This window comes from Oscillatoria sp. FACHB-1406 (genome assembly GCF_014698145.1).
In the GTDB taxonomy this organism is placed as follows: domain Bacteria; phylum Cyanobacteriota; class Cyanobacteriia; order Cyanobacteriales; family Spirulinaceae; genus FACHB-1406.
Genome location: NZ_JACJSM010000001.1, coordinates 380407 through 398911, shown reverse-complemented (window position 1 = coordinate 398911; position 18505 = coordinate 380407). Strand labels below are relative to the sequence as shown.

At 47.0% G+C, this 18505-nt stretch carries 14 protein-coding genes; 5 read left to right on the top strand and 9 right to left on the bottom strand.

Features of this window, described 5'->3' with window-relative positions; all coding sequences use genetic code 11:
• Nucleotides 1-33 precede the first annotated feature (33 nt).
• From H6G50_RS01765 to H6G50_RS01755, 3 genes are all read right to left on the bottom strand, one after another.
• Nucleotides 34-5334 (bottom strand): AAA family ATPase, encoded by a 5301-nt coding sequence (locus tag H6G50_RS01765; RefSeq protein ID WP_190712647.1) that lies wholly within the window; start codon nucleotides 5332-5334, stop codon nucleotides 34-36.
• A 119-nt stretch (nucleotides 5335-5453) separates the two neighbouring features.
• Nucleotides 5454-7337: an FAD-dependent oxidoreductase gene (locus H6G50_RS01760; protein WP_190712645.1), complete on the bottom strand. Its 1884-nt coding sequence runs from the start codon at nucleotides 7335-7337 to the stop codon at nucleotides 5454-5456.
• A 226-nt stretch (nucleotides 7338-7563) separates the two neighbouring features.
• On the bottom strand, nucleotides 7564-8391 hold the full coding sequence (locus H6G50_RS01755) for an inositol monophosphatase family protein (protein ID WP_190712643.1): 828 nt from the start codon (nucleotides 8389-8391) through the stop codon (nucleotides 7564-7566).
• Nucleotides 8392-8529: 138 nt separating this feature from the next.
• Between H6G50_RS01755 and H6G50_RS01750 the strand changes: the two genes are divergently transcribed.
• Together H6G50_RS01750 and thiS are read left to right on the top strand one after the other, a co-directional pair.
• The gene (locus H6G50_RS01750; protein WP_190712641.1) at nucleotides 8530-9603 is read left to right on the top strand and encodes a thiamine phosphate synthase; all 1074 of its coding nucleotides are present in this window, start codon (nucleotides 8530-8532) and stop codon (nucleotides 9601-9603) included.
• Entirely contained in the window at nucleotides 9596-9820 is a 225-nt protein-coding gene (gene thiS / locus H6G50_RS01745; RefSeq protein ID WP_190712639.1) for a sulfur carrier protein ThiS, read from the top strand. The genes H6G50_RS01750 and thiS overlap by 8 nt, the downstream gene beginning before the upstream one ends.
• A gap of 118 nt (nucleotides 9821-9938) precedes the next feature.
• On the opposite strand, the gene H6G50_RS01740 is transcribed toward thiS, so the two are convergent.
• From H6G50_RS01740 to rimP, 5 genes are all read right to left on the bottom strand, one after another.
• Nucleotides 9939-10145 (bottom strand): hypothetical protein, encoded by a 207-nt coding sequence (locus H6G50_RS01740; RefSeq protein WP_190712637.1) that lies wholly within the window; start codon nucleotides 10143-10145, stop codon nucleotides 9939-9941.
• A gap of 272 nt (nucleotides 10146-10417) precedes the next feature.
• Nucleotides 10418-13420: a translation initiation factor IF-2 gene (gene infB, locus H6G50_RS01735; RefSeq protein WP_190712636.1), complete on the bottom strand. Its 3003-nt coding sequence runs from the start codon at nucleotides 13418-13420 to the stop codon at nucleotides 10418-10420.
• A 202-nt stretch (nucleotides 13421-13622) separates the two neighbouring features.
• Nucleotides 13623-13916, bottom strand: a complete 294-nt coding sequence (locus H6G50_RS01730) for a YlxR family protein (protein ID WP_190712634.1) — start codon at nucleotides 13914-13916, stop codon at nucleotides 13623-13625.
• A gap of 1 nt (nucleotide 13917) precedes the next feature.
• A complete protein-coding gene (gene nusA, locus H6G50_RS01725; RefSeq protein WP_190712632.1) occupies nucleotides 13918-15201 on the bottom strand; it encodes a transcription termination factor NusA in 1284 nt (427 codons plus the stop codon).
• A 44-nt stretch (nucleotides 15202-15245) separates the two neighbouring features.
• The gene (gene rimP, locus H6G50_RS01720) at nucleotides 15246-15707 is read right to left on the bottom strand and encodes a ribosome maturation factor RimP (protein WP_190712630.1); all 462 of its coding nucleotides are present in this window, start codon (nucleotides 15705-15707) and stop codon (nucleotides 15246-15248) included.
• 94 nt (nucleotides 15708-15801) lie between these two features.
• On the opposite strand from rimP, the gene H6G50_RS01715 reads away from it, so the two are divergent.
• Entirely contained in the window at nucleotides 15802-16002 is a 201-nt protein-coding gene (locus H6G50_RS01715) for a hypothetical protein (RefSeq protein ID WP_190712628.1), read from the top strand.
• Here H6G50_RS01715 and H6G50_RS01710 read toward each other — a convergent pair.
• On the bottom strand, nucleotides 15999-17540 hold the full coding sequence (locus H6G50_RS01710; protein WP_190712625.1) for a hypothetical protein: 1542 nt from the start codon (nucleotides 17538-17540) through the stop codon (nucleotides 15999-16001). The two genes, H6G50_RS01715 and H6G50_RS01710, sit on opposite strands and share 4 nt — an antisense overlap.
• Before the next feature lie 266 nt (nucleotides 17541-17806).
• Between H6G50_RS01710 and H6G50_RS01705 the strand changes: the two genes are divergently transcribed.
• The gene (locus H6G50_RS01705) at nucleotides 17807-17995 is read left to right on the top strand and encodes a CPXCG motif-containing cysteine-rich protein (protein ID WP_190712623.1); all 189 of its coding nucleotides are present in this window, start codon (nucleotides 17807-17809) and stop codon (nucleotides 17993-17995) included.
• 3 nt (nucleotides 17996-17998) lie between these two features.
• Nucleotides 17999-18475, top strand: coding sequence for an SRPBCC family protein (locus tag H6G50_RS01700; RefSeq protein WP_190712621.1), 477 nt, complete (start codon nucleotides 17999-18001; stop codon nucleotides 18473-18475).
• Nucleotides 18476-18505 lie beyond the last annotated feature (30 nt).

The following is an 18505-nucleotide window of genomic DNA, read 5'->3' as shown; positions in this document are numbered from 1 at the left end:
CCTAGTTCTATAATATTAAAGAAACAAGATTCTCTATTTTTGTTTCACCACCACTATTGCAAGATCGTCAAATACTTTTTGATCGCCGATATATCGCTGCACGTCCTCAACAACAGCTTGACAAATCTTTTCAACATTTTCGCGGTAGTGAGCTAATAAAACTTCACACAGCCTGTCAATGCCGTACTCTTTTCGCTTCAAGTTAAAGGCTTCAGTAATTCCATCAGTATATAAAAACACTACATCTCCAGACTCTAGTGTTATTTGCCTTTGCGCCACAAAATTTATAATGTCAGGTTCCAACGCCAGTGGAAACCCTAAATCGATCGTGTCAATGCGTTCAATTTTTCCCTCGGCTCGCACCACAATAATCTCTTCGTGTTGTCCGCTAAATTCAAGCGTACCGTCGCGATAGTCGAGCAGAATAAAGCTCATGCTTTTATCCGAATTCATGCGCTGGATATTGTCATACAGCGTGCGATTAAGGCTATTTAAAAATTGGCAGGGATTAGTTTGACCTTCGTTATGAATGCTGCGGGCAGCGGTTTGAGCCATAATTGTTAAAACGCCACTTTCTAAGCCGTGTCCGGTGACATCACCAATGGCAATTTTTACACCACCATCGTATTTCCAAACATCGTAATAGTCGCCGCCCACTTCATCAGCAGGTTCCATATAAACAGCAATATCTAGAGATTCAATCGCTTGCAATTCGGCAGTTTTTGGCAAAACCATTGCCTGCAATCGCTTAACGACTTCAACTTCAGCACTCAAACGCACGTTTTCTTGTTTGAGACGCTCATTGAGAAGAGTAATTTCGGCGTTTGCTTCAGCAAGTTCGGCGGTACGTTTTGCGACTTTATCTTCGAGAGTTTGGTAGAGGCAGGCATTTTCAATGGAAATGGCTGCTTGAGTGGCTAGAATTTTAATGACTTCGACGCGATCGCGCGAGAACGCTCCCGGCGTTAAACTGTTCTCGAGATAAACAATACTCGTTAATTGTCCTTGTTCGATCGCGGGAACGCAAAGAATCGATTTCGCTTGATTCTGTTGAATATAACGATCGTTCGTAAAATTTCCCTCTAATGTGGCATTATCTAAAGCCACACTTTCGTGGAGTCGGGCAACATAATTAATAACCGAGAGCGGCAAGCGATTTTCGAGCGGGAGCGATTGCAAAACTGAGACATTCTCAGAATCGATCGAACCGGCGGCTTCAATAAAAAAATTTCCGTTTTGTGCTAATAGTAAATAGCCCGTCTGCGCGCCCGCATTTTCAATAAGAATTTTTAATAGCTTCTTTAATAAGTCCGCTAGAATAATTTCGCCACCAATTGTTTGAGAGGCTTTAATAATACTCGCCAGGTCTAAAAGATGTTGCGAATCAGAAGTTGTTTTTATAGTTTTTAGAGAAATTTCATTTGTTTTTTGTGTATTATGAGTTGTATGAATTAACTCTCCAAAAATGCTAATATAGCGTTTTTCTAACTGTTTTACTTTTGCAAAAGCCTGCCAATTCCTATAACTTTCAATCGCAGACTGGAAGTAAGTTTGCGCGAGCGGATTTAAATTACGTTCCCAATAAAACTCAGCCGCTAATTCGCACGCCAGTGCTTCTTCTTGAAGATAGCAATTCTCATTTGCTCCTCTAACCGCACAATTGTAAAGTTCGGCAGCTTGCCAGTAATTACCGGCAACCCTTGCTCGTTCTGCTTCCACTAATTCGTACTTATGTTTAAAGTTCGCTGGTGCTAAGTTTGCCCATTCTTTAAGTTGTTTTTGGTTGGATTCTACTCGTTCTAAATCTACCGAAGGATTTTCAGAGGCTAAAGCTAACAATGCAAGTGAATCATAAAAGTTATGGATGGCAACGTAGAGAAATCCCATCACTGCATCGAGATATTCATCGACAGCACGAGCATGGTAGAGCGCGGCACTATAATCTTTAAATAGATAGGCAAGGTTGAGTTTAGCTAAATAAAAAACACAGAGGAGAGTCCTATTGTTCGATTCCTGTAAAATTGATAAAATTTCTACTTCATCGAAGGTGTCTCCTTGTAAGCTAGGAGAATATGATTTTGGATTGAGAAGATTGCAACAAACTTGTTGCCAAATTTGAGTTTGATAAATTGAATAGTATTGCTTAGATTCTAACAATTTAGGTTCATTTTCTTGCATTCTCGTGACGACCCATTGCAGAGGCTCCCCGCTCATAAATAGGTGAACGCAATAGTCTTTAATGCAATAACACGCATACTCGCGGTCTCCGGTTTCAAATCCAAATCGAATCCCTTCTTGAAGCATGGGAATACTATTTCTAGCAGGTTCTTTCCAGTGACGCACTAAAGCACAAAACAAGTTATATACCTTGGCTTTAAGGTCTTTAGCATTGTAGCGATCGACTAAATTTAAGGCGAGTTGTCCAGCTTGATATCCTAGCTCAAATTTACCGAGCGCAGAACTTAGCGCAGCATACCAAACATAGGCATACGCTGAAAGTGCAGAATGCCCCTTTCTTAAGGTCAAATTGACCATTGTTAATACAATAGCAAGCAATTTTTGTGGGTCAATAAAGTAAGCAGAAGGACAAATCACCATTAAAACTCGCATCGCCGACAAATCCAAAGGGTTACTCATCTGTGCAACTCGCTCGAGAGATTCGAGTGCGGGTAAAGAAAGCTCCCATTCCAAGTCAGTTTCTAAAGGGAGTCCGATAATTTCGAGCGTACTGATACCGAGTTCGAGTGCTTGAGAGGGTTTATTCTGTGCAGTATAACTTTGGATAATTAATTCTTGAGTTTTAATGCGATCGAGATTTTGCTTAGCATTTTTCAGGACGATATCTGCTAAAGATTCTGCTCGCTCGAAATTTGTATTTAAGTAGTGAGCTTCAATGGCTTCTTCACAAACTGTTAAAGTAAAGTCATAGTAACTTTCCCAGCTATTTTGAGGACATAACGACAAGCTTTTTTCTAAATATTTTACAGCAGCCGAATAAGCAGCAGCAGCTTTTGCTTTTCTCCCCGCTAATAAATTCAGTCGCGCCACTTCTTGCCGTTCTGTTGCATCCGTGACGAGGGAGATTGCGAGATTAAAACGGTCGATAATCTCAAAAATGCGATCGCTCAGATGTTCGGAAGGTGTATGCTGGAGAAGCAAGCGAGCAATGTTTAACTGTAATGCGATGCGGTCTGAAGGATTTAAAGAATTATAAGCGGCTTGTTGGATACGATCGTGAGCAAATTTATATTGGGTTAGAATGTGCGTTTTGCTATAGCTGAATAAAGTCAGGAGTAATTCGGCTCGTACAGCTTCTTCGAGTGCGTTTAAAACTTCTTCTTCTGAAGCATTACAAATCTGTGAAAGCAAATTGCGATCGAATTGAATTCCTAAACAAGCTGCGCATTGCAGAACGTCCCTTACAAAGTCAGGCAAATTTCTTAACCGACCCGCGATTAGATCGACAATATTATCAGTTGCTTTGAGTTGTTCAATCGCAGCGAGATCCCATTCCCAAATTAGATCGCGATTAGTATTATCTGTCAGCCTAGAAAAGTTAAGATATAAAAGTCCTTCTCGATATAAAACTTTTAAAAACTCATTAATAAAAAAAGGGTTTCCCCCGGTCTTATTCAACACAAGTTGTGCTAAAGGACGAACAGATTCGGAACTGTGGTGCAAAGTGTCGGCAATAAGCATCTCAATTTGCTCTAACTCTAGGGGAACTAGCCTAATTTCTGCAATCGCTTCTTGATGATGACTAGCAATAATTTCTAGGGTTTGTCGTAATGGATGAATTGCATCCACTTCATTGTCTCGATACGAACTGATTAGTAAGAGATATTGCGTATTGCGATCGCTCGTCAACAGTTCCAGGAGCTTCAGTGTCGCTAAATCGGCCCATTGTAAATCATCTAGGAAGAGAATTAAAGGATGCTCGCGATCGCAAAAGACTCGTATAAAGTTTTGAAAGACTAAAGTGAAGCGGTTCTGAGCTTCTATCCCTCTCATTTCAGGAACGGCAGGTTGAGACCCAATAATTAACTCAACTTTAGGAATTAAGTCTATAATAATTTGGCTATTCTCACCGAGAGAAGCAAGAATTTTATCGCGCCATTTCTGTAAATTTTCTGTTGTTTCTGTTAACAGTTGCTCGACGAGATTTGAAAAAGCAGAAATTAGCGCATAGTAAGGAATATCGCGTTGAAACTGCTCGAACTTTCCGGAAATAAAGTAACCGTGAGTACGAGGCAGTTCTTTATATAGTTCTCTGACTAAAGTTGACTTTCCAATCCCAGAATAACCCGAAACTAGAATGGTATATGCCCCCGAAGTTTCTCCCATCGCAACTCGCTCAAACGCCTTTAAAAGCTTTTCTATTTCTGCTTCTCGACCGTAAAGTTTCTGGGAAACTTGAAATCGGCTGGGAATATCTTTCATGCCGAGTTGAAAAGGAACAATTACCCCTGTCATTTGCAATTGTTCGAGACAGTATTCGAGATCGCACTTTAGACCCCAAGCACTTTGATACCGTTCTTCTGCCGTCTTTGCTATCAATTTTAAGACAATTTTGGAGATGATTTCAGGGACTTTTTCATTGAGATGGTGGGGTGGCGTAGGTTGTTTAGCAATATGGCAGTGGACTAATTCTAAAGGGTCTTGGGTCGTAAAAGGAATTTGGCCCAGAAGCAGTTCGTAAAAGGTAATGCCTAAAGAATAAAAATCGGTACGATAATCTAGATGGCGATTCATTCTTCCGCTTTGTTCGGGGGAAAGATAGGCGAGTGTCCCTTCTAACACATTTACCGATTGAGGACTAAAATTTTCGTGGGTAAAAGTTGTGGAAATACCAAAATCAATGAGTTTTATATTTTGAGTCTTGGGGTCAAATAAAATATTATTAGGGTTTATGTCTTTATGGATTGCTCCTCCCTCGTGAATTTGCGCTACAATCTCTGAGAGTTGAATAGCAATATCGAGAAATTCAGCGAGTCCTAATCCCGCAGATACTCTTTGTTTTAAAGGAACAGCCCCAATATCCTCAAATACTAAAACAACGCTATGAAAACTTTCTTGACAATCGAGGGCTGTAACTATTCCTCGAGATTTGAGAGCGCGAGCAATCTCATATTCTTTTTTGTAACGAGCAATTGTTTCAGGAGTAGGAGAGGTTTCGCTGGGAAGCTTAAGAATAACGGGAGTTCGATCTCGTTCCCGAAAGCCGCGATAAATCGTAGAATTATCGCTTTTGTAAATAAGCTCGCTGATGGAGTAGCCGTCTAAAAAGTTCATGGGTTTAAATGTTAAACTGGAGGCTAGAATCTGAGAACTCACTTCAATTTGTCCTAATTACCTTGGCGATGGTTAGAGTTTAAAAACTCTAAGAGTTTCTAAACTAACTCTACTAGCTTTATAACTCAAGGGATAAAAGCTAGATTTCGCTCTTTAAATGGTTAAGATTTTGATATGGGCTTCCAGTTATCGTACTGGGGATATTGACTGTAGTTAAAGTCTCCGTTAAACTCACCGCCTGTATTTTTAATGAGGTGGATTGCGGAGTCTAATGCGGAACGAAAAGCAGGTTCTGTCCAGCCTCCTTCGACAGAAAATGCTTCCCCAGCAAAATACAGATGAGAGCGATCGCTAAAATTCTGGTTATATCTGAGTAAAGCATAATCTTCATTCCAAGTCATTTCTCGATAAAGTTTTGCACAGCCCCGATAATTGGGTTTTCTCGACCAATGAATGACGGCAGGTTTATCGGTATCGACGAAAGGAGAAATCGGTCGGTTGATGTTTTTGCATCGCTCTAAAATCTCATCCAGTTCTTGCAAACATTGTCTAGCAAAAGCACCATCATCGCTTTCGGCGATAAATTTATTAGCATCGTCTTCCCAGGTATAACTAACCAGTAAAACCCCAGCATCTCGCTCCGAAGTATCGAGACTGTATCCATAAACGCCTTGCAAATATGTATCTGTACTAATAATTTGCGGAATATTAGATACCTCCCAATAACGTTGTTTTAAAGGAAAAAATACTTTACAACTGGTTATCCAGTGGGAGTTTTTAAAGCTGTTCAATACTTGAAACGGAAGCTGAGTTTTAAAATCGAACTCAGAAAAGTTGAAACTCAGTTGCGATGCCCAGGTAGGAGGTGTAAGAATTGCTGCTTCGTATTCGCACTCTAAGCTTTTCGAGATGATTTTTAAGCGATCGCTGCTCTGAAGATATTCAATATTACGGACGGGATTGCGAGTATAAATATTGATGTCGTATTTTTCTGTTTGAGTGGCTTGATATAGAGAAATTCGATCGACTAAGTTACTAACAACGGGTTCAAAAAATAAACATTCGGCAAAGGACTGCACGCCGAGATACTGAGGTGAAGCCAGGGGATTTCCGAGATTATCCTGAAGTAAGTTTTGGTACTCCGATCCTGGACTAAATTCTCCTTCAGGATTGAACTTTCCTTGAATCAATTGATGATTGCTTCCAAATCCAAATAACAAAGTTCTAATTGGGTACAAACAAGAAATATCGTAAAAAGCGCCCCAAGATCCATCGCCTGCTCCAATTGTATAAAATAGCTCGGCTTCTTCTTCATTCATCCCTAAACCGCCGAAAAATCCTTTTCGACAGGGGTGGTAGGTTTTAATTGCCTTAAGAACGACAAGTTCTCGAAAGTTATACTCCCAGTAGTTATTGACGACTGCGTGCCAAAAGTCCTTCCAATGTGGCGTGTTGTATTTTTTCTTGGCAACTTCTGTTACCATGTTGGCAAAATTAGACCATTTTTGATAGACCGCCACATATTTTGGGCTGGGCGGTTCTTTTGCCTCTTTGTGCCAAATATCGAGGTGAGGTTGAGGATAGGGACAATCTAGATCGGGACCGTACCCATTATTGATAAAAATTCCGGTGTCTGCTACGGAAGAACCCGGATCGGGAAAGTTTTGGGTGGTAATGCCAAAACGAGTGGTGTAATAATCAATAATGCTATTACAACTACCCGGTGTGTCAAAAAACGGCATCCGCATCGCTCCCATTTCTAGAACGGTCTTTTGTCCTTCAACAGGGATAGAATAGGTACGCCCGCCGATCCGATCGCTCGCTTCAAAAATATCAATTTTTGTATAGCCGCAACGAAACAATTCTCGTGCGGCAGTCAGTCCAGCTACTCCGGCTCCTATAATGGCAATCCGAAGATTGGGATTGGTATTGCGCGCGATCGCGCTATTTTTACTATCCTCCAGCAACTTATAGTAATTAAAGTTGAAGTCCGCTGTATTCGGCCATCGCCATTGCCAGGGATTTTCGCTCCTGCTTTCAGACACTCCAGCCTCGAGTTTCGCATCATCAAAATATTTATTAACTCCTTTATGCAGTCCCATACGCGAGTATTTCCTCTCAATAATAATTTGATGTAGGTAAGATTAGAGCAAAATAGCCGAGAGTTCGCTCAAACTCGACTTTTGTACTTACTTATTCTGTTATGCAGCAGTTGCCCAATTTTGGCAAGTAAGTGGTTCTAACTACCCTACCCACAGGAAACTCAACTTACTACCGAGTCACTTTGGGTTGACTGATTTGCTCTACCAACGGTTTAAAAATTGGGACGAGTTCGGCGCGACTGGTTGCTAAGGTTGGATAAGGATGCTGCCCGTAATCGAGTCCGACTTGTAGCGGGAAAATCGGTTCGTCGCTCAGAGAAACCCACGCCCCACCCGCTGCCTGTAAGATCGCGTAAACGGCGGCAATATCCCAAATCTTCGGCGTGGCTTCAATTCCTCCTAACGCTGCGCCACAAGCCACCAGCAGCAAGTTATAACTCGCTACGCCCAGCAGGCGCATTTTGCAGGGAAAGGGACGAGTCGCCACATCGGTACTGCGCGCGCAGAGGTTAAAGAGGTGGTTGAGACTGGGTTCGTCGGGGCTGGTATGAATGGGGCGATTGTTGAGAAATGCGCCAGTAGGCCCTTCTAAACCGGAGTCGCCATACCAGTATCCGTGGAAAAATTGCTGGATTTGGGGAAAATAAACGGCTCCGAAAACGGGCGTTCCTCGGTAGAGTAGTCCGAGGGAAATGCCCCAAATGGGCAAGCCTCGCGTAAAATTAGTCGTGCCGTCGATGGGGTCGATAATCCAACACCAATCGTTCGCAGGAAAAACGTGAATCGTTTCTTCGCTCAAAAACCCGTGTTCGGGGAAAGCGGCGGCGATTGCGTCCCGAAGTGCTTTATCTGCCCATTTATCGGCTTGCGTCACTAACGAACCATCATCTTTGCGCACGGCTTGAATTTGTCCGAAATCTTTGACTAACTGCTTGCCAATTTCTTCGGTCGTGGTTCGCGTCAGTTGTAGAATGTTATCCCAAAACTCGTTGGCCATCTCTCCCCCAATTTCCAGTAGTGTTGGAGTTCAATGTAGCGCAAAGATAGCACTGTGAGGAGACGGGGGCGGGGGAGATCGGTGTTTCCCTGAAGCCGTCTTCGCCTAATATGGATAGATGTACGGAGCAGTAGGGGTATGGGCGAGCAGAACGGTCAGCAACAGGTCATTTACCGCATCTTAGACGCAAATTTAGACCGCGCGCGGGAGGGATTGCGGATTATTGAGGAGTGGTGTCGGTTTGGGTTGAACGAGCGTCAACTGACGGGCGAATGCAAGGAAATGCGGCAAGAGTTGGCGGCTTGGCATTCGCCGGAGTTGCGGAATGCCCGGGATACCCTCGGAGATCCGGGGACGGATTTGTCTCACCCGCAGGAGGAAAAGCGCGACAGTATCGAGGTGTTGTTGCAGGCAAATTTATGCCGCATTGAGGAGGCGTTGCGGGTTCTGGAGGAGTATAGCAAGCTGTACGAACCGCGCATGGGGCTGGCTTGCAAGCAAATGCGCTATCGGGTTTACGTTCTGGAAAGTCAGTTATTGTCTCGCCAGCGCCATCAGCAGTTAGAGGAGGGGTTGTTGTATTTGGTGACTTCGCCCCACGACTATTTGTTTGGGGTGGTGGAAGCGGCGTTGCAGGGCGGCGTGAATGTGGTGCAGTACCGCGATAAGGAGGCGGACGATCGCGATCGCGTTGAAAATGCCCATCGTCTCTGCCAATTGTGCCACAATTACGGCGCGCTATTTTTGGTCAACGATCGCATCGATCTTGCCCTCGCTGTGGATGCGGACGGCGTACACCTCGGTCAGCAGGATGCTCCTATCGCCTTGGCGCGGCAATTACTCGGCTCCCAACGTATTATCGGACGTTCCACTACTAACCCCGAAGAAATGCAAGGCGCGATTACTGAAGGGGCAGATTATATCGGCGTTGGGCCGGTTTACGCTACGCCCACGAAACCGGGTAAAACTGCGGCAGGCCTCGATTACGTTCGTTACGCTGCCGAAAATGCAACGGTTCCTTGGTTTGCGATTGGCGGTATCGACCCGAAAAATATTCACGAGGTGATTGCTGCGGGGGGGGAGCGAGTGGCGATCGTTCGTGCCATTATGGAAGCCGAACAACCGACGCTCGTCGCTCAATACCTACTCTCGCAACTCACTCGAAAACATAAGGTACTACGCTTAGAGGGAAATCCGCAAGTTCATGGCTGATTCTGAAATTACCTTGCAAGTGAATGGCGAACCGTTCCGCTGTCCGCCGGGGCTTTCTTTACCGCAATTGCTGGAACGTTTGGGGTTAAATCCGCGTTTGATTGCAGTGGAATATAACGGAGAAATTCTACACCGGCAGTATTGGGAAGGGACGACGGTACAAGAGCGCGATCGCTTGGAAATTGTGACGATTGTGGGCGGTGGAATGGGCGATTAAACTCGGGAAATTTTGACAATGTTAAAGGGAGCGCTCGAAAGCCTCCCTCATCTGCCCATCTGAGCATGAACCGTCTATTTTGTCAAGTTTTTCTGAGTAATGAATTGAGAGTCCGCGACTAATACGCTAAAGTTTCCAAAGTTTCGCGCAAGTAGAGGCGAATCAGGGAATCCGAGCCGGATACCGCCGGACTGTCCTTTAATTGTTGTTCGATTTGCCAGCGTTGAAAGCCAGAACTCGACGCGATCGCGCGTTTTAAATTTTCCCAGATTTGCCGATCCTCTTCAGAAAAAGGGGTTGCGGATGTTGGGCATGGATTTGGCACGACATTACCTCCAAAAAATGGATTTATCCTAAAGAGTAATCTTTCCTCGACTTCTTAACCCATCTTTTACCCAAAACCGGGTTAGAGGGTTGGGTTTCTCTACCCTGTTGGCAAGTGCGGGAAGCGTTAATAAATTGAATTTTGCTCTTCAACTCCTAGGATAACTTAATTTTTTCTAACGTTATGTAAACTAGATTGCAAAACGCTTCAGTAACAGCGCGGCGAGGTTTTTTTGCCTCGCCGCGCTCGATATCGATCTGGCGATCTCCACCCTATTTAACTGACAGCGTGCGGCGCTTGAGAATCATTTGGTGAACCTCAATCAGATCGCCTTCTTTCCACTCATTGAACTTAGCCGTGCCAATTCCGCATTCAAAACCGGCTTTAACTTCAGTGGTATTCTCCTTCTCGCGCTTGAGGGAGTCGAGAGTGCCTTCATGAATGACCTCGTTACCGCGACGGACGCGGATGCGACGGTTGCGGACGATACGCCCGGACTGCACGTAACACCCGGCTACGGATCCTTTTCCAATGTTGAAGACTTGGCGAACTTCGGCAGTACCGAGGTATTCTTCCACTTCTTCTGGTTCGAGGAGACCTTCCATCGCCGCTTGTACGTCGTCGAGGAGGTTGTAGATGATGTTGTACTCGCGAATGTCTACGCCAGCGCGATCGGCGGCTTGACGCGCGCCGCTACCGAGAGCGGTGTTGAAACCGACAATAACCGCGCTACTCGCTGCGGCAAAGTCCACATCGGTCTCGGTGATTTCGCCGGGAGCGGCAAATAAGACGCTGACTTGGACTTCGCCTTGAGGAAGCTGCTTGAGCGCGCCGAGGAGTGCTTCGACCGAGCCTTGCACGTCGGCTTTGACAATCAAATTCAGTTCCTTGAGGGTTCCTTCTTGGGCTTGGGCGGACAAACTGCTCAAGCTGACGCGACCGGGGGCGCTGGTTAGGCGAGTTTCGCGAATCGCCATCGCTCGCGATTCGGCTAGCTCTCGAGCTTGTTTTTCGTTGTCGAAGGCTTCAAATTCGTCCCCAGCTAAGGGTACGTCGTTGAGTCCCAAGATTTCAACGGCAAAGGATGGCGTAGCGTCTTCAACCCGGTTTCCGCGATCGTCGATCGCGGCGCGAATCTTCCCAAACGTCGAACCGGCTACGACGATATCGCCGACGCGCAGGCTGCCGTTTTGAATCAATAGCGTTGCCACCGGACCTTTCGCTTTATCGAGGTGGGCTTCAATGACCGTACCTTTTCCGTTGCGATCGGGGTTGGCTTCGAGTTGTTCGACTTCCGCTACCAGCAGAATCATCTCCAAGAGCGTATCGAGGTTCTCGCCCGTCATTGCGCTCACGGGAACCATAATCGTCTCGCCGCCCCATTCTTCGGGAACGAGTTGGAGTTCGGTCAACTCCTGCATGACGCGATCGGGATTGGAGTCGGGCTTGTCGATTTTGTTAATCGCAACAATAATCGGCACTCCGGCAGCTTTCGCGTGGCTGATCGCTTCCCGCGTCTGCGGTTGCACGCCGTCGTCTGCTGCCACCACCAAAATGGCAATGTCGGTAATCCGAGCGCCGCGCGCGCGCATCGCCGTGAACGCTTCGTGACCGGGCGTATCCAGAAACACCACTTGCTCGGTTTGACCGTTGTGTTCGACATCAACGTGGTACGCGCCGATATGCTGGGTGATTCCGCCCGCTTCGCCTTGAGCGACTTTGGTTTTGCGAATCGAGTCGAGCAGGGTTGTTTTACCGTGATCGACGTGACCCATAATCGTAACAACAGGCGGACGGCGCTGGAGACTTTCAAGATCTCGCTCTTCAATCATCTCCGTTTTCGCAGCGGCAGATTTTTCGGCCTGCTGAGCTTCAACCGTCACGCCCAGTTCGTCGGTGACGAGTTTCGCTGTCGCCAGGTCGATGGTTTGGGTGATTTTTACCCCAATCCCCTGCATGAAGAGCTTGGTAATTACATCATTTTCAGAGATGTAGAGTCGTTCGGCTAATTCGCGCACGGTCAGACTTTCCGGCAAGACGATGCGATCGGGCGTAGTCGGCGCAACTTTCGCCGTTTGTCGTTCGCGAGTCTTATTGCGGCTGGAACTACTATCTCCGGTTTTAGGAGTCGCTTTTCTGGCTTTCTTAGCGGCTACCGTTGCTTGTTCGGCAGCCTGCATTGCTGCGGGCTTGGGCGGGCGAGCAATGGAAATACTGACCGAACTTTGACTCTGAAGCTGAGTTTGGAGTTCTTCTAGATCTTCCTCTTCATCTTCGAGCATCGTGCTGCGACGCTTCCCTTTACCGGCTAGCTTGCCTGCTTTACCGACTTTGCCTTTACCGTCTGCCCCTTCTTCTTCCTCATCTTCCCATTCGGCATCGCGTTTGAAGGCGCGCGGGGGAGTTGGGCGCTTGAGTTTGGGTTTTTCGGTCGGCGGATCGAGTAGTAAGGTTTCTTCCTCTAACTCGTCGTCGGGAGTCGGAACCGTTCGTTCCGGCGGGGGGGCTAAGGTCGCATCGAGTTTCGGCGCGTTGGGGGGTTTGGGTCTGGCTCCCAGAGCAGGGCCTTTCCCCGAACCTTTCACGGGCGCTGCTGGTTTGACGGGCGTTTTTCCTTCTGTTCCGGCAGAGGGGCGGGGGGCAGGACTGCTGCTCCGGGCTTCGCCCGGTTTCACCTTTTTCTTCGGTTTGCTGAGGATCGGTTTCTCGATCGCGCTAACTTTGGTGAAATCCGGAGATTTCGCACCGCGCGGCGGCGGCGATAGCAATTGCGGCGAGGACGCTTCCGGTTCGGGCGAAGCGGCGAAATCCGAGTCGGTTTCGCCCTCCCAGGGCTTGTCTTCGCGGTTGGGGGTTTCTAAAGGTTCGAGCGCCTCCTCGACCGACTTGCTAGGTTCGAGCGGCGATCGCGGTCGAGCAGCTTGCACCATAGATTTTGGGGGGGTGGGAGCCGATGCTTGGGAAGAGGGAGGGGTCGTTGATTTCAAGATTTCTCGAATTTGGGGTTTGCGGAGTTCGCGGGCGGGTTCGGGGTTTCGTTCGTTACCCCGCGCTGCTGGGCGGTTTCCTACGGAATCGCTCGACCCCACACCGCTTGGTGCTTTGTGAGGATAGCGTTTTGCTTCTGCCCGAATCCGTTCGACTTGGGCATCGTCAATGGTACTGCTGTGACTTTTTACGGCAATGTTAAGCCGTTCGCAAATTTCCAAAATATCTTTGTTATCTCGGTTCAATTCTTTAGATAGCTCGTAAATTCTCGTTTTTCCTGCGTTCATCCAGTATGCCCCGTTTGACCTATAAGTTTGAGTTTGGGTTGTTTTTGAGGGTTTGTCTTGGGTGTTTTTTGTTGAAGATTCACTTTTAATGTAATGATTTTCGTTGGGTGGGGGAGGGAAAAAGGGCGATCGCTTCGATCGCTGCCCAGCGCTCGCGTTACCAGTCTACCTCTAAATTTTGTTGGAATATTCTACTTTTTCTTTATTCTTTCGGGGGAGCGCTTAGAGCGCCCGCGCCGAGGCGCAGTTCCAAGCTTTGATAAATCGTTTCGGGGATTGCGGTTTTTAACGCTCGCCCCAGGCGATTTTTGTGTCTGGCTGCTTTCAGGCAGGACTCGGTAGCACACAGATAAGCAGACCGTCCCATACCCCAATCTAATTGTACCGTTCGCGATGGATAGACTCGCACAACTCGCCAAAAGGCATCTTTCGGGGCGACTTTGCGGCAGCTAATGCAGCGGCGCGCGTTAGGTTGTTTCGCTTGGGATTCTCCCATTTTAATCGTCAATCGCTGCTTCGGAGTCCTCAGATTCAGGTTCTAGCCCTTCGGGGATTTCCCCTTCAAGTCGGTTCTCTACCTCTTCTAATTCTAAACGGCTTTCCTCTTCCCTCGCTACCGATTCGTTCCGATCCTCCTCGGGCTGTTCTTGATATTTCGCACTATCTTTGATATCAATTTTCCAACCCGTCAAGCGGGCTGCCAAGCGCACGTTTTGACCTTCCTTGCCAATCGCCAAACTCAATTGATTTTCTGGGACGAGAACCAACGCTTGATGTTCCTCGGGTTCGACTAGCACAACGCGATCGACTTGCGCCGGACTGAGAGCGTTGGCGATATAACTCGCGGGATCTGGCGACCAGCGAATCGCATCGATTTTTTCGCCTCGCAGTTCGTTAACCACCGCTTGAATGCGCGATCCCCGCGCACCGATGCAAGCGCCGACGGGATCCACATCCCGCTCTAAAGTATCGACCGCGATTTTCGTTCTCGGACCGACGTGACGCGAGGGCGGATTTGCTTCCCGGGCAACCGCGACAATCCGCACCACTTCATCTTCGATTTCCGGCACTTCGTTGGCGAATAAATACACCACCAAACCCGCAGCAGCGCGCGAGACAATCAATTGCGGTCCCCGACTCAGCCCGTCGCGCACTTTTTTGAGGAACACTTTAAATGTGGCGTTAACGCGATAATTATCGTTGGGGAGTTGTTCGCGTTTGGGCAGTTCGGCTTCGACTTCTGGCTGTCCGAAACCGCTGCTGACGGCCATAACGATCGATTGCCGCTCGAAACGCAAAACCCGCGCGGTTAAAACAGTTCCTTCCAAATCCTTAAACTGTTCTTGCACGATCTTGCGCTGTTGGTCGCGCAGTTTTTGCAGCAGGACTTGCTTGGTTTGAATGGCAGCCATGCGCCCGAAGTCTTTTTGTTCTGGGGTGACATCGAGGATTACCGAATCGCCGACTTGGGCTTCTGAAGTCACCTGCTGTACGTCTTTTAGGGCAATGTGATGGTCGGTATTGGCAATTTCTTCGACAATCAGTTTTTTGCTGAGAATGCGAAAGCCTTCTTCTTCGGTATCGAGTTCGACTTCAAAGTTGTCGAAATAATCTTCGCTGAAGGGCTGGCGACTGCTGAGTTGTTGGGAGCGGCGGAAGCGTTCGTAACCTTTGAGTAAGGCTTCTCGCAAGGCTTCTTGTACGGCGGATTTAGGTAAATTATGCCCTTTACTAATTTCATCGATCATTTCTTTTAAACCGGGCAAACTAACCAAAGACATATTTATAAGTCTCCTGAAATTCGGGGATTAGAATAGAGGGCAGGTCAAGGGTTGTCGTCAAGTTGTACTTTTGCGATCGCGTCTCGGGGGAGTGCCATCGCGCGCCCTTTTTGATTGAGATAAACCGCTTGTTCGTCGCGCCCTTGTAAGAGTCCTCGCCATTCTTTTTGCCCTTGGTAGGGGCTATAGGTTTTGATGAGGATGGGAAATCCCTTAAAGGCAATAAATTCGCGATCGCTCAGTAGCTGGCGAGAAGTACCAGGACTCGAAATTTCTAAAACATAAGCATCGGGGATCGCTTGAGTTGCATCCAGTTGTTCTTCTAGCGCCCGACTCATTTTTTCGCAATCGTCCAAACCTGTATCGGTTTGGAGATTTCGCACGTCCACGCGCAGCACGGGGGGCTTTTTGTTAGTCTGAAACACTGCCCCAACAACCTCTAAACCCAACTGTTCGGCGATGGGCGTTGCGATTTCGAGAATCTTGGGAATTAACGGATGAGTCATTTCAGTTATCAGTCATCAGTCATTAGTCATCAGAGAATTTGTAAAGTTTTCTCGCGAAGCTCAATACCCTCAACGTTTCCACCCTCAATTCTCGATGCCAATAAAAAAAGCGGGCTGCACCCACTTCCTGTCTTTGAGCGATATTTCGCACTCAGCAACGCCTTTGCCCGCGCGCGGGCAGGTTGCGGAATTCCGGAATTTGCGACTTTCTCAAGCCCGCGCCCAGAAGAGCAAAACTCGGTTGCTCTCCCTCCATCTTAACCATTCTCTGGCCCGATTGACAACTTTCTACTAAGGGGCGCGATTTGAGTGTTTAACCACGATCGCGGGTTTGCCTCGCACTGCAAATCGCAATTTCCGCGTTTGCTCGAGCAATTGTTCGACATCTTCTTGGGAAAGTCGTTGGACGTAATTCACTTTCACTTCCTCAATGAGGGCCGTCAGCAGGTATTCCAAACGATTGAGAGTGGGTTGCGTTTTCACTTCCGTTTGTAAAACTGAAATCAGGCTTTGATTAAATTGTTTCCAGAGGCGATCGAGTTGGGGATCGCTCTGTGTCAAACCTTTGAGTCCCTCCCGCAGCCCATCGTACAAACTCGACAGAAGTTGTTGGGAAATCTTTTTTTCGAGTTGTTCAAATCCCGGTAGCAGTTTGAAGTTCTGATAGACGGGACTTTGCGCGATCGCGCGATCGACGCTATGCTGCAACAACGCTTCAATATCGGGTTGCACCGCTGGCATTACTCGCTCGACAATCACATTCAAAAACAGCCCAATAATTTCTTTAATTTCATCGATATTATTAAGATCGATATATTGCTCTTGCGTCGTGCGAGCAAATAACTTCTCGATCTCTCCGGCGCTAATCGATTCTTGCAGTTGCGTCAGCACGTTCACCACCACCACTTCAGTAATATCTTCAGCAATTTCAGCCACAATTCCCTGACTGGTTTGCCGTTTGATTTTGTCGAGATTAATTAGCTTGGCTTGATGGAGGCGCGTCACCACGGGAATAATCCGCAACCCGCGCAGAAACGGCAGCAGCAGCAGGATATCGTACCAGCGCCACGTCATCGCCTCAAACCAGCTAATCGAAGTGTAGCGACGACTGAGGAACCATGTCCGTCCGAGAAATTCGAGGGCAAAGATTAAGAAAAATGGGAAGTCAAGCAGTCCAAAGTTATTAATTGGTTCGCCATTCTCTCCGGTGGGACGGTAATAGTTCGTTGCGATGAGGGGACGGATTTGGCGGTTAAAAAAGGCGATTTCCGACGGGTAGCGATCGGGCGTGAGGTTTTCCGCTGCCCAAAAGCGCTGAAATGCTTCTTTTGCAGATGCTTCTGCCGTACCGAAAACGTGCTGGCGCATTCGATTTTTAATCTTCTCCAGCGTGCCGGTTTTACTCGCAAGGGCAAAAGGATTGGTTGTTACCATTTCGTCACTTTGCGTTCTCAGTTGGGCAAGCAAGTCGGCAACTTCTGGAGTTTGTAATGAAGGCGATTGAAGGACTCTTTTTTCTAGATCTGCAACGAGATCGAGGTAACGTTCTGTATCTCTGTGAGGTTCGATCCCTTTTACCCAGTCGTACCAGACCGGAATGGGTAACATGGGAACTATTATCGGTTCTGGGGGAATTTTTGCTTGGACTGGACCTGCATTAATCGAAGCTTGAATGCGACCTTGCAACCAAAAATCGCGCAGGGGAATGTAAGTCAAATCGAACAGTACCAGGAGATAATTTAGGGCTGCTAATGTTGCCATTAGTCGCTCGAATCCTAAATTGTTGTTGCGCTTGACTCGATAAAGAAGAGAGGGCAGTTTGTTGAAAACCATATTAAAAACGGTTATGCCTAATGCGAATTAGACTTCACACACAAAGACGCGGGGAAGATGGAAAGAATACTCATACTATCTTAAAACCCTTAGACTTAGAATAGACCTTCCGGCGCTGATGAAAAAATGGAGCGGCTTACTTCACAAATCTTAATTACGCCCTCGATCTTAACATTTTAACTGTCGCGCTCTAGGAGCTAAGTCCTACTCTTGCTTTGTCTCCCTCGCGATCGCTAAAATTTGATACAGTTCGTACCCTGATACTTATGGAAAATACGGCTGAATATTATTGTGCATTTTGCGGCGAAACGAATTCGACTTTTGTCGATCTGAGTGCAGGACTCGAACAATCCTATATTGAAGATTGTCAAGTTTGCTGCCGACCCAATATTTTATACGTGCGGATCGATGAAGAGACGCTCGAAATAGAAATTGATACCGACTACCAAGAATAACTCGTGCTTCACTTTCACTACTCCTCCACCATCAATGCGCCCGTTGCAACTGTTTGGGAATTTCACGAACGTTCCGATATTTTGCAAATTTTGACTCCTCCTTGGCAACCCGTCCGCGTCGTTCGTCGTCAAGGCGGTTTAGGGGTGGGCGCGGTATCGGAATTTTGGTTATGGCTAGGCCCAATCCCGATTCCTTGGATTGCAAGACATACTGCTTGCGAACCCTATCGATTCTTTATTGATATACAGGAAAAAGGACCGATGGTTTCTTGGGTACATCGTCATGATTTTGTTGAAAAAAATGGCAATACGGACTTGACAGATAGCATTAATTATGAGTTACCTGGCGGCTTTTGGGGCGAAGCGTTATTGGGTTGGCTGGTGAATATACAGTTGCAAGCAATGTTCCGCTACCGGCACGAAGTAACGCAACGAGAATGCGATCGCGCCGCCCGCAATCATGAAATTTCAAACCTATGAAGCAATTCTAACTTGAGGCTGGCTGGGACT